The organism is Flavobacterium rivuli WB 3.3-2 = DSM 21788, assembly GCF_000378485.1.
GTDB classification, from domain to species: domain Bacteria; phylum Bacteroidota; class Bacteroidia; order Flavobacteriales; family Flavobacteriaceae; genus Flavobacterium; species Flavobacterium rivuli.
This window is the reverse complement of record NZ_KB899982.1, coordinates 24,199-40,175: the sequence shown is the minus strand read 5'-3', so window position 1 is coordinate 40,175 and position 15,977 is coordinate 24,199. Positions and strand designations below refer to the sequence as shown.

Below are 15,977 nucleotides of genomic sequence, written 5' to 3'. Positions count from 1 at the left end.
GATGAGATAGGTTTACTTGTTTTAAACGAAGCGTATGATGAGTGGGAATACCCTAAGCGTAAATGGCTTGAGGGATGGAACTATGGTACTCCGGGCTACGAAGGAAACTCTGATATTTTTGCCGACTGGGCCGAAAAAGACCTTGAAGATTTTGTGCGCCGCGACCGCAACCACCTGTCTGTATTTGCATGGAGTATAGGTAACGAGGTAGATTATCCTAACGACCCTTACTCGCACCCAATACTTGACGGTACTAAAGCAATGGGCTTTACGCAGGCTGCTTACGGTGGCTATAAAAAAGATGCCCCGGATGCTATGAGGCTTGGCGCTATTGCTAAACGCCTTGTTGCCGCGGTTAAAAAATATGACAAATCGCGCCCTACAACGGCAGGACTTGCAGGTGTAGCAATGAGTAACGAAACCGAATATCCCGGATTGCTTGATATTGCAGGTTACAACTATACAGAGAGCCGTTACAAATCTGACCACGAAAAATATCCTAACAGGGTAATTTATGGCAGTGAGAATGTACACGATATAGAGCCCTGGCTTGCTGTGGTTAACAACGACCATATTTTTGGACAGTTTCTTTGGACAGGTATCGATTACCTTGGCGAATCGGGCAGATGGCCATCAAGAGGTTTCTATTCAGGACTTGTAGATTTTGCAGGCCGTATAAAACCAAGGGGCTATTTCCGCCAGTCATTATGGTCAGATAAACCTATGGCATTTATCGGTACCTACTTACCACGTCAAAAAGAAAAGTCTCCAAGTAAAGATGCTTGGCCAATATGGAACTATGAAGCAGGACAAACTGTGCGTGTAGTTGCTTATACCAATGCTGCCAAGGCACGTTTAGAGCTTAACGGTAAAGTAGTGGGCGAGGTTAAAAACTATGATAAAAACGTAGGTATCATCTCCTGGGATGTACCTTATGCAGCGGGTAAACTGGAAGTTATAGGTCTTAATGCCGATAATAAAGAAGTTAGCCGTTATGCTATAACATCATCATCGCAATCTTATGCATTGGTAGTAAAAAATAAATCAATTACTATAGATAAGCAAAAAGGTGTTGCCCAGATAATGGTTGATATTGTAGATAAAGACGGCCTGCCTGTAATATTAAGTGATAACGACATTACATGTACGATTAATGGTTCGGCTAAATTGCTTGGCCTTGAAGCCGGTAACAACAGCGATATGACCAATTATACAGATAATGTACAACGCGCATTTAACGGACACTTGTTAGCTTACATACAAAGTGCCGGCGAAGGTGGTAAAGTTACAGTAACTTTTACAAGCCCTTGGTTACAGCCGGTTACTGTAACTGTAGATGTTAAGTAATTAGCTAAATATGAAATATATAGTTTGTGAAAAACCCGGCGAATTTCTGCTTAAAGAAAAACCGATTCCGAATAGAAAAAGTGGAGAATCGTTGTTAAAAATCAAAAAGATAGGAATATGCGGTACAGATATCCATGCCTTTGGTGGTACCCAGCCCTATTTTAATTATCCCAGGATATTAGGCCATGAACTGGCAGCAGAATATATAGAAGGTGAAGCGGAGGGTTTTAAACCTGGTGATAAACTAACTTTTATTCCGTACTTTCATTGTGGTAAATGTGTGGCATGCCGCAATGGCCTAACAAACTGCTGTGTTACTATGCAGGTTTTTGGTGTGCATATAGATGGCGGTATGGCTCAATATGTCACTATTGCTAATGAATACTTAATAAATGGTAAAGGTTTGGATTATGAAGAACTTGCACTGGTTGAGCCACTTGCTATAGCAGCACACGGTGTGCGTAGGGCGGTAGTTACAAGTAATGATACAGTGCTTGTTATGGGAGCTGGACCTATAGGGCTCGGCTTAGCTCAATTTTCTAAGTTAAAAGGTGCAAACGTGATCGTGTTAGATATTAATGAGCATCGCCTTAAGTTTTGTAAAGAAGTACTTAATATTGATAACCTTATAAATCCGGTTAATGATAATGTAATAGCACGGCTTAATGCAATTACAAATGGCGATATGCCTAACGTAGTTTTTGATGCTACTGGTAATGCAACTGTCATGAATTCAGGATTTAATTATCTTGCACATGGTGGGCGTTATGTATTAGTTGGGCTTCAAAAAGGTGAGCTAAAATTTAACCATCCTGACTTTCATAAACGGGAATCTACCTTAATGAGTAGCCGTAATGCTACAAAAGAAGATTTTGACTACGTAATACAGTGTGTCAAATCGGGCAGTATAAGCCCCAAACAATACATTACTCATAGAGGCAATTTTAATGATGTTATACACTTATTTAATGATTGGATAGATCCTGAAAATAATGCTATTAAAGTAGTTATCGATCTGGATTAAAAATATAAATTATGGATTTAGGATTAAAAGGAAAAGTAGTTGTAGTATCGGGTTCAGCGGGGAAAGAGGGCAGCATTGGAGAAACAATTGTAAACAGGCTTGCCGCCGAAGGAGCGATACCGGTGCTACTTGACCATAATGAAAGAGGTGCCATCTATGCCGATTTACTTAAAGCTAAAGGCATAGATGCTCTATTTTGTAAAACGAATGTAACCGATGCAAAGCAAGTAGAAGAGGCTATTAATAACATAATACAAAAATATGGACAAATAGACGTAGTTATAAATAATGTAGGCCTCAACGATGGTGTAGGTCTCAATGCATCGTACGAGGAGTTTATAAATTCACTTCAACTTAATTTAGGGAGCTATTTTTTACTCGTAAAATATGCCTTGCCACATCTTAAAAAATCGAAGGGCAATATCCTTAATATAGGTTCTAAAGTAGCTTTAACAGGGCAGGGGGGCACTTCTGGTTATGCTGCGGCAAAAGGAGGCGTGTTAGCACTTACCCGCGAATGGGCGGTTGATTTAATACAATATGGTATTCGCTCTAACGCGATAATTATTGCCGAAAGTTATACACCTGCCTATGATGATTGGCTTAAAACCCTTCCGAACGGGGATGCCGCATTAGCAAAAATTAAAAAGAATATTCCTTTTGAAGCCCGCATGACACGCCCGGAAGAAATTGCAGATACTGCCTTGTTTATTATATCGAACAAATCATCGCATACTACGGGGCAATTTGTATTTGTAGATGGTGGCTATGTACATTTAGACAGGGCATTAATTAATGATTTATAGTTAGTAGCAATGCACCAACGAATAGACTCTCACCAACATTTCTGGAAATTCGATCCTATTAAAGATGCGTGGATTGATGAATCGATGCTTAAACTAAGGAAGGATTTTTTACCAGCCGATTTACTTCCTCTATTAAATGATAATCAATTTTCGGGTTGTGTGGCGGTACAGTCAGTACAAACTGCAGGCGAGACAGAATTTTTGCTCAATTTGGCCACAAAACACTCTTTTATTAAAGGCGTAGTAGGTTGGGTAAATTTATTAGATGAAAATATATGCGAAAGGCTGGAGTATTTATCCAATCAAAAAAAGCTAAAAGGCTTTAGGCATATCATTCAGGGCGAACCCGATGGTTTTATGTTGCGCGAAGATTTCAGGAGCGGAATAAGTGCATTAAAAGAGTATAATTATACCTATGATATTTTAATATACCATCGTCAACTTCGTGAGGCCATTAAGCTTGTAAGGCATTTCCCTAACCAGCCCTTTGTAATTAATCATATTGCTAAGCCCGATTTGAAAATGGGTAATATAGCCACATGGAAAGAAAATATTAAAGAACTTGCCCAGGCAAAAAATGTATTGTGTAAAGTATCGGGCATGGTTACAGAGGCGCATTGGAATACTTGGACGGCTGATGATTTAAAACCCTGCCTTGATGTAGTTTTTGAAAATTTTACTGCAGATAGAATAATGTTTGGGTCTGACTGGCCGGTATGCAATCTTGCGGCAAATTATGCCAGGGTGATACAAACCATACATGATTATATAGCTCAATTATCAGAAAAAGAACAGGAACAGGTTTGGTTTAAAAATGCAGAGGCATTTTATAATCTCGATTTATAAGTATTGTCTGTCTATTGCTTATTACATTCGAAACCATGAAAAGATTAAAAAGGTTAGAAAATTATACTCAAAAATTACCTATAAAATAGTGCAGTTTGGCGATGGTAATTTCATTAGGGGATTCGCCGATGACATTGTAGATAAACTAAATACAGAGGCAAATTTTAATGCTGGTGTTACCGTAGTTAAGGCCAGGGCGGGCGGGTCTATACAATTATTGCAGGATCAGGATGGTTTGTTTACGCTTTTAACTAAAGGCATAAGCCAGGGTAATCAGTCAGAGCACACAAGCATTATATCGTGTATTCAAAAACTATTAACCCATATGAAGATTATAATGCATATCTGGATTTAGCAAAAGAGGAAGAGTTAACTATTTTATTATCTAATACTACCGAAGCCGGCATAAACCTGCCGGAAACAGAATTAACTATTTTTTCTATAGAGGTATTTGACCGATTTCGCAATCCAATTTATTCATCACAAACTTTCGATCTGCTGCGGGTAAAAACAAAAACGATCCTATAGCAAACAGGATTAGGCCAAATATTATTCCGCTTTTGTAACCATATTTTCGCATAAAATAACCTGCTGGCAATGCCATTAAAAAGTAGGCTATAAAAACTGAAAAATCTACAAAGGCTGTTTCAAGATCGGTTAATCTAAAAGCTTTTTTTAGATGGGAATAAGCACCGGATCGAGGTTATGAATAAATCCTCAGAAAAAGAATAAACTTGTAATCAGTATTAAGGGGAAAAGATACCCTTGATTACTGGATGTAGCTGTAGTTGTAAATGTTGTATTTGACGTATTACTTATGTGTGTTTTTACTTGGTTACGGCTATTGGGTTAGGATGCCTGCCCTATAATAAATACATCGAGGCTGCGCGAGCCGTGAGCCCCAATGACTAGCGATTGCTCTATATCAGCAGTTTTAGAAGGCCCCGATATAAATGTTCCATAGCCATAATCGGTTAAACCTATTTTAGCGTAAGCATCCTGTAATGATGCAATTATAGACGATTCTTTTATGATGAGGATAAGGTGCTGTGTTATAAAAGGCAACACGCGATGATGTAATGATTCATCTGTAATCCAGATGGCACCGTTTTCGGCTACGCCAAAGGGCGCGTCTAAAATGGTAACGTCTACATTTTCTAGTTCATGCGGAATTTGCTTATCCAAATCGGTATTTATTAAATGCGTTGCCACATTTTTTAAAGCCTCATTATTTGTAACAATACGCTTAGCCGACGGAAAGTTAGAGTATAGAAATTGCTCTATCTCGCTAATAACATTAATTTTATGTACAGCACCGCCAATAAGTGTTATGTTTTCTTTAAAACGGCTTACTATGTTATAACCGTTTTCTGGTGTATACAAGCCAACAGGTAAAGGTTGGTAGTCCGGCTTATTTGCCGCAATGGCAGCTAAAATTTCATTTCTGCTACTCATTATCATTTTTTTTATTCCTGTTTTCATCGTACCATTTTTTAAACGAATTCTCAGGTGCTGCAGGCATATCGCGTTGCTTGTACCACGGGTTTAATTTATTGTTAATTACAAATGGAGCATATCTTAAAGTAAAGCGTAATGCTTTGCCAGATATATCATAAACCATGGGTTTAGAAAGGCTTACGCTCATGGCTTCCATAGCAATTGTTTTACTTTTAGGGCTGTATCCACTTTTCACGATTTCCTGTCGCCATTTATACAACTGGTCGTGAATATCTATTTTTACGGGGCACACATTGGTACACGATCCGCATAGGGTAGAGGCAAAAGGCAAATCTTTATTCTTTTCCATATCTAAATTAGGGGCGAGGATAGAACCAATAGGCCCCGCAACGGCCGTGTGGTAGCTATGACCGCCACTGCGCCTGTAAACAGGGCAGGTATTCATACACGCTCCACAGCGAATGCATTTAAGCGAATTTCGAAAATCTTTACGGCCTAATTGTATACTCCTGCCATTATCTACTAAAATAATATGCATTTCCTGCCCATTACGAGGGCGTTTAAAATGACTGGAATAAGTTGTTATGGGCTGACCTGTAGCACTGCGTGCCAATAGGTTGAGAAAAATACCCAAATCTTCCCGTCGCGGAATTGTTTTTTCCAGCCCCATGCTGGCAATGTGCAGGTTAGCCAGGTGGGCACCCATATCGGCATTGCCTTCGTTAGTACATACTACAAATTCTCCGGTTTCGGCAACAGCAAAGTTAACTCCGGTTAGGGCAAGTTTTCGTGTTAAAAAAGTTTCCCGTAAATGCTGGCGTGCCGCTTCGGTAAGGTATTGTGGGTCGGAATTTCCTTTTTCGGTACCTAAATGCTCATGAAAAGTATCTGATACATCTTCCTTCTTTAAGTGAATGGCAGGCAGCACAATATGGCTGGGTGGCTCGTTACGAAACTGAACTATACGTTCGCCCAAATCAGTATCTATAACTTCAACACCATTGTGCTGTAAAAACTCGTTAAGGTGGCATTCTTCGGTAAGCATGCTCTTGCTTTTAACCAGGCTGTTTATTTCATGCTTTTGTAAAAGTGATAATACAATTTGGTTATGTTGGGCAGCATCTTTAGCCCAGTGTACCGTTATGCCGTTTTTAATGGCATTGGCCTCAAATTGTAAAAGATAACTATCTAAATTACTTAGCACATTGTTTTTTATTTGCGACGCTGTTTCGCGCAGTTGTTCCCAACCGGCAAATTTATGGGCAGCCTTATCGCGCTTTGTGCGCACAAACCACAACGTTTCGTCATGCCAGGTAACGCGTTCTTTATCTTTATTAAAAGCTTCTGCCAGTTGTGCGTGGTCTTTCATTATAAAGTGGCGTTAAGTATTTCGGCAATATGTATTACCTGTACGTTACTATTTTGTCTTTTTAAAATGCCCTGCATGTGCATAAGGCACGACATATCTGCAGCTGTAATGTATTGCGCTTTATGGTTTAAATGATCGGCCACGCGATCCTGACCCATACGTACAGACACTGCTTCTTCGGTAACGCAAAATGTACCGCCAAAACCACAGCATTCATCTTCGCGGGTAAGGTCTATAAGCTTCAGGCCGTTAACCATGCTGAGTAAATGTTTAGGTTTAGAAAAAGATACTTCAACACGTTCGGTCATACTAGCAAGGCGTAGTCCGCGCTGGCCGTGGCAACTTTGATGTAATCCTACACGGTACGGGAAAGTGGCTTTTAAATTTTCAACCTTTATAACATCGGTTAAAAACTCTACCAATTCATAAATGTGTTTTTTAATATGCTGCGCGCTACCTATATTTTTATAGCTATGTAAATGCTCTTTAATGTGTAATGTACAACTGCCCGATGGCGATACTACATAATCACAGCTTTCAAAATTATGAGTAAAAAGCTCATCTATATCATACGTTAAATGGCTGTAGCCAGAATTTGCCAAGGGCTGCCCACAGCAGGTTTGGCGGGTAGGGTAATATACATCAAGGCCCAATTTTTCCATTAACTCTAATGTAGCAACAGCTACTTTAGGGTATAATTGGTCTATGTAGCATGGTATAAATAATCCTACCTTCATAAAGTTGCGAAATGGTTATAGTATATAATTGATAATTACAAAATAAGGTAAATTTTTAAGTTCAAAGTTTAACCTTATTGTCTAATTCGTAAGGTATATTGCTGGTAATTTAGTTTTTAATTAAAACTGTACATTATTTTGCTTATTTATTTTATCTGCAATGCTAAATGATAATCAGGTTTAATGGTTGGCTAATTTTTCAGACTTTTAGCATTGTTAAATGCTTTTTATTTGTTTACACCTAATTCTGTTTACAAAACAGTATAGTTACTTATTTATGAAAAGATTTTTTATTTTATTTTTTAGTTTGATACCAGCACTACTTTTTGCTCAATCTTACAAAAGCCATACTTTGAGAAAAGATGGATTGCAAATAGAACTTGCTGAAGGTATATTAACCATAAAACCACTTTCTGCTAAGGCAATAAGCATACAATGGGAGAAGGAATTAAAAGAAGAACAGGAATTTATTTTTGTAAGTAATCCTGCAACGATAAAATTTAAATTTAAAGATACAGCAGATAAATTAAAATTGTTTACCGAAATGGTAATGGTAACTTTTGATAAGAAAAGTGGTGCTATTGACTATAGCGATATCAACGGCAAAATATTTTTAAGCGAAAAAGCGGGTAGCCGAAAACTAATACGCGATTCTATTATGGGTGAGCCTTGTTTTATTGCAGAACAAAGTTTTAATTCGCCCAAAGATGAATACTTATTTGGCCTTGGCCAGTTTCAGGATGGTAATTATAACCTTCGTAACATAAGCCGTAAACTTACTCAGGTAAATACACAAATAGCTATTCCGTTTTTATATTCCAGTAAGGGGTACGGCATCCTCTGGCATCAATACGGACTAACTAATTTTAATCCGGCCGATACCTTTATTCCACTTTTAAAAAGTACTACTATTTTAGGAGAAAAGGCAGATGCTAATGTAACTACTACTGCAGGCACCCAAAAAATATCGCAGGAACAATCGCTGCATACTGCAAAATTCACGGCTATTAAAGATGGTAATTATACCTTTATGCTTGACATGGGTGCAATGGATAACCGTCATTTTTTATCGATAGATAATGTACCGTACATCGACTTTTCTAATATGTGGTTACCACCAGCAGTAAGTAAAATGATTTATCTTAAAGCTGGTGAACATACTATTAATGTTGTTTGTAAAACGGCGAATACCCCAAAACTTACCTGGAAACAGGAAAGTGATGAAACTACATTTAGGTCGCCCAATGCTAAATCACTTTACTACGTGGTGTTTTACGGCAACGATGCCGATGATATTATTGCAGGTTATCGTAACCTATCTGGCAATGTGCCCATGCTTCCACAGTGGGCATATGGCTTTTGGCAATGCAGGGAACGTTACACATCTGGCAAACATTTGGTGGAAACAATACAAGAATTTAGAAACAAGAAATTACCGGTAGATGTTATTGTGCAGGATTGGCAATATTGGGGCAAGTATGGCTGGGGTGTGCCTAAGTTTGATGAAACGAATTACCCAAACCCAGAAAAATTTATAAAGCAATTGCATGATTTAAATGCGCACCTATCTATATCGGTATGGGAAAATTTGGATAAAAAATCAGACGTAGCTAAAGAATATCTTGCGAAAGACTTATATATACCCAATAGCGACTGGATAGATATTTATAAGCCTGAAACACAAAAAACGCACTGGAACGCACTTAATACTAATTTGTTTAGTAAAGGTGTCGATTCATGGTGGATGGATGCTACCGAGCCCGAAAATGATGCATTGGTTGGTAAACAGACATATTATGGGTTGGGCGATTTTTACCGTCTTACATATCCGCTTTTTGTTAGTAAAACGGTTTATGAGGGACAACGAAATACTAATCCGGATAAAAGGGTTGTCACGCTTACACGATCGGCATTTGCAGGGCAGCAGCGGTACGGAACCATAAACTGGTCTGGAGATATTGGCTGGGACTGGGATACTTACAAACGGCAAATTGTTGCAGGGCTTAATTATAATTTAACGGGTATGCCGTACTGGACCACAGATATAGGTGGATTTTTTCGTCCCGGGCCCGGCCAGTATACTGATAAAAAATACCATGAAATTTTAACGCGGTGGTTTCAGTGGGGGGTGTTCAATTCAATATTCCGTATACATGGTTACGGTACCGAAACAGAACCTTGGAAATACGGACCTGAAGTAGAAGCAAATATGAGGGAGATGCTCAATTTACGATCTGCCCTCATGCCTTATATTTATTCTGAAGCATGGCAGGTTTCTAAAAATGGATCGACCATAATGCGCCCATTAGTTATGGATTTTGCTTCAGATACAATAGCGATCCAACAGCCTTATGAATACATGTTTGGTAAAAGTATACTTGCAGCACCGATTACTGAGCCAAATATTAAAGTATGGAATGTATATCTGCCTAAAGGTTCAGATTGGTATAATTACTGGTCAGGTAAACATTTTACTGGCGGTAAAACCATTACAACTGATGCTCCCCTTAATAAAATTCCGCTTTTTGTAAAGGCGGGTTCTATTTTACCTATTGGTGAGGTTATGCAATACGCTTCAGAAAAACCTCGGGATACTATTCATATACATATATATCCTGGAGCAGATGCCAAATTTGATTTGTATGAAGATGAAGGCGATAATTATAATTATGAAAAAGGGAGCTACACTATTATTCCGTTTGTATGGAGTGAAAAAAATCAAACCCTAACCATTGGAAAGTTACAAGGTAATTATGCCGGCCATTTAAAGAAAAGGGTTTTCAATATTACTATTGCTGAAAAGGTTGATGCGAAAAATGAGCCTTTAAAAATGAAAATTTTTTATACGGGAAGCAGGATATTAATTAATGAAATCAAATACTAAATTTATCAATTGAAAGAAATTAACTATACAATAAATTTCGAATCAATCAATGAGTTTTAATTAAAGAAATATTTTAAAATTCAATATCTGTTTCCACTGGCCTTGTTTGTTTTCCGTGCACTGTCAGGGAACACAGTCGAACACCTCGTACTTATTTAAGCTTATTCACGACATTTAAAAAAATTAATTAATTTTCAATATTTCCAAAAATGAGCTCTATTTAATTTATGAGGGAATGTCGAACACCTACTATAAAATTATCACTGTACGTGAAATGTATATGGATATAACAGCAAATTCAACTTTTAAAATTTGTTACGTAATAATTTGCAATTTTATTACTTGGCTGCCGGTAGTTATATTAAAATTGGTGCCTGATTACATATATAAATAAATCCCCTATCTAATCAATTATAATTTAGATCAAGTTCCATTTGTATGTTGCAACGCTTGTATGGTGTAGGCTGTCCAGCAATTTTTTTGAATCCCATTTTGTGATATAGGTTGATAGCGGGTTTTAGGATTGTGTTACTTTCTAAATATAATAGAGAAGCACCCTCTTTTTTTGCTGCGTTAATAATGGCTTGCCCTAATAACCAGCCAACATTTTTTCCTTGTGCTTTTGGGGATACTGCCATTTTTGCCATTTCAAAATCGTATTTCTTATCCTCCATCTTTATTAATGCACAAACACCTACAGGCTCATTATTATATAGTGCCACAAATATTTTTCCACCTTTAGCGAGTATATACTCTTCAGGATTGTTTAATGCTATAAAATCGGTCTCCTCCATTTCAAAATATGCGGATATCCACTCTTCATTTAACGACCGGAAAGCTGATTTATATTGAGGTTCATAATTGATAATTTGAACATTTTTGCTTTCACGAAGTTTTTTTTGTTCATGTACCCTTTGGTAAAGTGATTTTTGTTCGAATAAATATTCCCATTCAGCAATGGCTTCCCAAAGGTTGTTCGTTGCTTCGGCAATAACACAATCAATGGCAATATCAATGTCTGCACATTGTATCTTTATCTTTTCTGCTAATTGATTTCCTTTATCGGTTAGCCCGGCTACATTTCTTCGTTTATCTATAGATTTTAAATTTTCCTGAACCAATCCGGACAGAACCATCTCCTTAATTATTTTTGTTACTGATGGTTGAGAATGTCCCACTTCTGTAGCTATTTCTGTAATGGTTTTAGGATTACCTTCGGACAGGACAAAAAATATAGGAAACCATTTTGGATTAAATTCGACATCATATAATTCATAAATTTTGGAGGCTTCTTCGGTTACTTTAGCTGTAAGTAAACGTAGCCTGCTGCCTAATGCCATTTTGCCGGTTTTATCAAATAAATTCATATTCTTATTTTTTAGTGGTTTTAATAACATTCATCCTCGTTAGGAAAATTTGCTGCTTTAACATCAGCAATATAATTTTGTGTTGCCATCGTCATTATGCTATGTAGATCAGCATAACGCCTTAGAAACCTGGGTGAAAAATCGTTGTTCATTCCCATTACATCCTGTATAACTAATACTTGTCCATCGGTTCCTGAGCCAGCACCAATACCTATTGTCGGAATTTTTACTTTTGAGGAAATTTCAGACGCAAGTGTTGCAGGGATTTTTTCCAAGAGCAATCCAAAAACCCCTAAATCTTCCATACGAAGGCAATCCTCAATAAGTTTTTTTGCTTCAGCATCTTCTTTACCTCTTACGATATATGTGCCATATTTATTAATTGATTGTGGCATTAAACCCAAATGTGCCATTACGGGTATGCCTGCATTCAATATCTTTTTCACATCATCGGCAACTTCTATACCGCCCTCCACCTTAATAGCATCTGCACCTGTCTCCTGCATCATCCTGATCGCTGCTTCCATAGATTTATATGGATTGCCCGACACAGTACCAAATGGCATATCTACTATTACAAGTGCCCTCGAAGTTCCGTTAACCACCGCCTTGGCATAATTAATCATTTGATCTAGCGTTATAGATAGTGTTGTAAGATTCCCGATCATTGTATTAGATGCAGAGTCGCCAACGATAATTACATCAATACCTGCACTGTCGATTATCTTAGCCATTGTATAGTAATAAGCAGTTAATGCGCTTATTTTTATTCCGGCTTCTTTCATTTTTAATAACTCGGGGGGCTGTAACTTTTTTACTCATTTCTTTATGAACTGACATCTTTTTCTGCTATAATTTATTACATACGTTACAAAACAAGTTATATAACTGGTTATACAAATGTATGAATTTATTAGAAGGAGTTCTCAAATCATGTATAAATCATTATTATTTTTTTTGAAAGCAATCGCAAATTGCTGACATTCATTAAATTATGAAAAACTTACTGCCTATATATACATCTTGTGGTATACCTTATTTTCGATTACTAAATTTTTTCTATTCTCCTTGCAGTAGCATATAAAATATGTCCATCATTTAATAAGGTTTTTACAAATTCTTTGCCCATACCTGATGAAGCTCCAGTTACTAATATTACTTTTTATTGTTGTCCATTTTTATCTTTTTAATAATGGTACAAATATCAGTTTATCAATTTTGTCGGAAGTAGCCAAATCCCTGATTGTTTTAGTTAAAATGGGCAAGCCTGAAAAAGTTGTCTGAAGCGTGGGGCTTGAAAGCATCGCAAATTGTCTTCTTTTTTAAACTTGTAGATAAACCAAAACTGATTGACCCCTTTAATCGATAGAGAATTGACCTATTTCTATTGGTCAACAAATAATTAGCAGCGTCATTTAAATTGGTGTTGAGAGGTCAACTTAATTAATTTATCCAATGTCGAACACTGAACAGAGATCTATCTCACTGTAACTTATAAAATAATTGTCTTCCTCTACAGTTAATTCTAAATCATGAAAAAGCTTATATAGCATCGTTTTTACATCCTACTTTTCGTAAAAATAAGATGTCTTGCTATGGTTTCATTGGCGAAGAAGTCCTGATAAAATGATAAATAGAACCAAAAAATATGTTTGCAGCAAATTAATTCAATTTTTGCAGCGAAATCATTAAATACAAACTGCCTGACTATATCCTTTGAAATCGGGGACAGGAATGAAATTGAATAACTGCGTCGATATATGTAGATAAAAATACTTTTAACGCAACACTCTTTAGCTGCTATTCTAGTCTTTCCGCTCAGGACATCCTTTGGGAAAAATCATATAGTGGTAAGCATGCGGACTATCTTCTTGACGCACAACCTACCGCCGACTATGGCTTTATCCTTGCCGGCAGCTCCCTGTCCGGTAAAACAGGCAACAAAACGGCGGACAACAGCGGTGACCTTGATTACTGGATATGGAAAATGGATGAATCTGGGGAACTGGACTTGCAAAAAAGTATTGGTGGCTCAGGTGCAGATATGCTCTATAGCATACGGAATACTACAGACGGCGGCTTTGCACTAGCCGGTACTTCTGAATCACCTGTAGGCACTTAAAAGAAAGTTTCCTGCCGTGGCAGGAAACTTATGACACAGGTAAAGTGGATATCCTTACATCTTTAGTTGAAAATAATGATGGCACTTTTTTACTTGGAGGTTATGCACAGACTGGAGTTGCAGGATCCATAAAAAAGGACAGCAAAATAAATGATTATGTAGCGATAAAGATATCGGTCGAAGGGGAAGAGCTTTGGAAGAAAACCGTTTGCAGCAATGGCGAGGATCTGCTAAAAAAAGTAATAGAAACCCGTGATGGCGGTTACCTGATGGGCGGCTACCTCTAAAGGTGAAATATCGCGGGATAAGACAGCGGCAAAGGCTGTAACGACTTTGGGTGGTTAAGCTTAAAGACAAACAAAAGAAGGAAAACCCTAAAGAAAAACACTTCTTGAAGCCATCCCTAACCCAGCAAAGGATTTTATCAATATCATAGTTGTATATTATTGGTTACCTATATAATTAAACTGGTCAAAATCTGCATACGCTTTAGAAAGCTGGTTTTTAGATGTGGCAAAAAGGCCTAAATAAATGCCTGTAAAACCACCAGCAGTTTCAGAGCTTATATAGCCTACATTCATTTTACTTATGGGCTCAAACTTTTTACCATCTGTAGAATATGCAAAAGAATAGTAATCGTTACTGCCTGTAACCTGTAGGTAAACTTTGCAATTAGGCACAGTGATTTCGGCTGCGGTATGATTAAGATCTCCCATGCGGTAGGTTACTACTAAAACGCGTTTATCTCCGGCTGCCTGTTTTAATACTAAATCATAGTGCGATTTGTTGTTCATGTAAACTGTTATTCCGGATGCGTCGCCTTCCTGAGCATCAAAAAGGTTTAATGATGCAGTGGCTTTAAAATTTATGTGCTCCTGCCTGCGGCCAATAAAGGTAGGCGAATCAATATCATCTAATTTTACTTGTGTAGCCTTTAAGCGCAAGGAGCCTTTTTTCTCAGTTAAAGAATAATTTTGGATATAAGGATTCCTTAAATAATTCCATTCTGTTCCCAGTTTGGCATCCTTAAAGTTATTACTTATAACGGGGTTTTTTATTGGCTGTAATGGTAGCGTGGACACATCCATATTTAAATCAATAGTACCATTGCCGTTCACTACCGGCCATGCATTTTTATCCCAGCGCACGGGAGCGAGAAAAGTTTCGCGGCCTAACATGTGGTTAAGAGCCGATTGTGGTCTGAAACCTAAACATACCATCCACCAGGAACCATCATTTGTCTGTACAAAATCGGCATGGCCAGTACCCTGTATAGGATTCATTTGAGTACCTACATTAGCGTGCGTTAAAATAGGATTTGACGGGTTAGAGTCATAAGGGCCGTCTATATTTTTGCTGCGTGCAATAGTTACTTTGTGGCCATACTCTGTCCCACCTTCAGATATCATTAAGTAGTACCAACCGTCTTTTTTATAAAGGTGTGGAGATTCCGGGTAGCGGCCGCCCGTACCACCCCATAGCGCTTTACTTGGTGTTAGTTGTTTGCCGGTAATGGGGTTAATCTCGCTTAGATATATTGTATTATCGGGGTTTGTAGTTAGGTAGCATTTGCCATCTTCAAAATATAACGATGGATCTATGCCTTTTTGCTCCAGCCAAATAGGATCAGACCATTCTCCACGCGGGTCTTTTGTATGTACAATAAAATTCCCTTTGTCAGATACATTAGTGGTGATCATGTAAAAAACACCATCATTATACCTGATGGTTGGGGCATAAATACCTGCCGATGATCCTGCTTTTTGCAAAGGTAACTGTGACGGCCTTGTTAAACAATGGCCTATTTGTTCCCAGTTGATAAGGTCTTTACTGTGGAATAGTGGTACCCCCGGGAAAAACTCGAAACTGCTGGTAACCAGGTAATAATCGTCGCCAACTCTACAAACGCTTGGGTCAGGATGGAAGCCGGGAATAATGGGATTTTTATATCCCTGGGCATAGCTATTTAAAAGAGACAGATTGATAAAAAGTATAAAGAGGGTTATTTTTTTCATTA

General features: G+C 37.8%; 13 protein-coding genes and 2 pseudogenes. 7 read left to right on the top strand and 8 right to left on the bottom strand.

Translation table 11 applies throughout. The features are described 5' to 3' along the window. The 5 genes from F565_RS0120485 to F565_RS0120465 form a co-directional block, all read left to right on the top strand. A partial coding sequence (locus F565_RS0120485; RefSeq protein ID WP_020215120.1) for a DUF4982 domain-containing protein occupies positions 1-1,347 on the top strand: 1,347 nt, incomplete at its 5' end. Positions 1,348-1,357: 10 nt separating this feature from the next. Beyond that, entirely contained in the window at positions 1,358-2,371 is a 1,014-nt protein-coding gene (locus F565_RS0120480) for a zinc-binding alcohol dehydrogenase family protein (protein WP_020215119.1), read from the top strand. 11 nt (positions 2,372-2,382) lie between these two features. Next, positions 2,383-3,177, top strand: a complete 795-nt coding sequence (locus F565_RS0120475; protein ID WP_020215118.1) for an SDR family oxidoreductase — start codon at positions 2,383-2,385, stop codon at positions 3,175-3,177. Positions 3,178-3,186: 9 nt separating this feature from the next. After that, on the top strand, positions 3,187-4,023 hold the full coding sequence (locus tag F565_RS0120470; protein WP_020215117.1) for an amidohydrolase family protein: 837 nt from the start codon (positions 3,187-3,189) through the stop codon (positions 4,021-4,023). Then, on the top strand, positions 3,992-4,378 hold the full coding sequence (locus F565_RS0120465) for a mannitol dehydrogenase family protein (protein ID WP_026300215.1): 387 nt from the start codon (positions 3,992-3,994) through the stop codon (positions 4,376-4,378). The genes F565_RS0120470 and F565_RS0120465 overlap by 32 nt, the downstream gene beginning before the upstream one ends. A gap of 84 nt (positions 4,379-4,462) precedes the next feature. Here F565_RS0120465 and F565_RS23375 read toward each other — a convergent pair. The 4 genes and pseudogenes from F565_RS23375 to F565_RS0120445 all read right to left on the bottom strand — a co-directional run. Continuing rightward, a pseudogene (locus tag F565_RS23375) lies at positions 4,463-4,654 on the bottom strand (hypothetical protein); the annotation flags it as partial. A 218-nt stretch (positions 4,655-4,872) separates the two neighbouring features. After that, positions 4,873-5,478: a LutC/YkgG family protein gene (locus F565_RS0120455; protein ID WP_035643087.1), complete on the bottom strand. Its 606-nt coding sequence runs from the start codon at positions 5,476-5,478 to the stop codon at positions 4,873-4,875. Then, on the bottom strand, positions 5,471-6,850 hold the full coding sequence (locus F565_RS0120450; protein WP_020215114.1) for a lactate utilization protein B: 1,380 nt from the start codon (positions 6,848-6,850) through the stop codon (positions 5,471-5,473). The genes F565_RS0120455 and F565_RS0120450 overlap by 8 nt, the downstream gene beginning before the upstream one ends. Beyond that, complete coding sequence (locus tag F565_RS0120445; RefSeq protein WP_020215113.1) at positions 6,850-7,587, bottom strand: (Fe-S)-binding protein; 738 nt, start codon at positions 7,585-7,587, stop codon at positions 6,850-6,852. Before F565_RS0120445 ends, F565_RS0120450 begins: the two co-directional genes overlap by 1 nt. Before the next feature lie 352 nt (positions 7,588-7,939). Between F565_RS0120445 and F565_RS0120440 the strand changes: the two genes are divergently transcribed. Continuing rightward, positions 7,940-10,471 (top strand): glycoside hydrolase family 31 protein, encoded by a 2,532-nt coding sequence (locus F565_RS0120440; RefSeq protein WP_197062256.1) that lies wholly within the window; start codon positions 7,940-7,942, stop codon positions 10,469-10,471. Positions 10,472-10,878: 407 nt separating this feature from the next. Here F565_RS0120440 and F565_RS0120435 read toward each other — a convergent pair whose 3' ends face one another. From F565_RS0120435 to F565_RS22990, 3 genes and pseudogenes are all read right to left on the bottom strand, one after another. Beyond that, positions 10,879-11,838, bottom strand: coding sequence for a bifunctional helix-turn-helix transcriptional regulator/GNAT family N-acetyltransferase (locus tag F565_RS0120435; protein WP_026300214.1), 960 nt, complete (start codon positions 11,836-11,838; stop codon positions 10,879-10,881). A gap of 20 nt (positions 11,839-11,858) precedes the next feature. Further along, a pseudogene (gene panB / locus F565_RS22130) lies at positions 11,859-12,678 on the bottom strand (3-methyl-2-oxobutanoate hydroxymethyltransferase). Positions 12,679-12,886: 208 nt separating this feature from the next. Continuing rightward, positions 12,887-12,994 (bottom strand): hypothetical protein, encoded by a 108-nt coding sequence (locus F565_RS22990; protein WP_262486816.1) that lies wholly within the window; start codon positions 12,992-12,994, stop codon positions 12,887-12,889. Between the two features lie 1,010 nt (positions 12,995-14,004). On the opposite strand from F565_RS22990, the gene F565_RS0120415 reads away from it, so the two are divergent. Then, positions 14,005-14,247 carry a hypothetical protein gene (locus F565_RS0120415; RefSeq protein ID WP_026300213.1) on the top strand — a complete coding sequence of 81 codons (243 nt, stop codon included), beginning with the start codon at positions 14,005-14,007 and terminating at the stop codon, positions 14,245-14,247. 156 nt (positions 14,248-14,403) lie between these two features. Here F565_RS0120415 and F565_RS0120410 read toward each other — a convergent pair whose 3' ends face one another. Beyond that, on the bottom strand, positions 14,404-15,975 hold the full coding sequence (locus F565_RS0120410; protein ID WP_020215108.1) for a glycoside hydrolase family 43 protein: 1,572 nt from the start codon (positions 15,973-15,975) through the stop codon (positions 14,404-14,406). Positions 15,976-15,977: the final 2 nt, after the last annotated feature.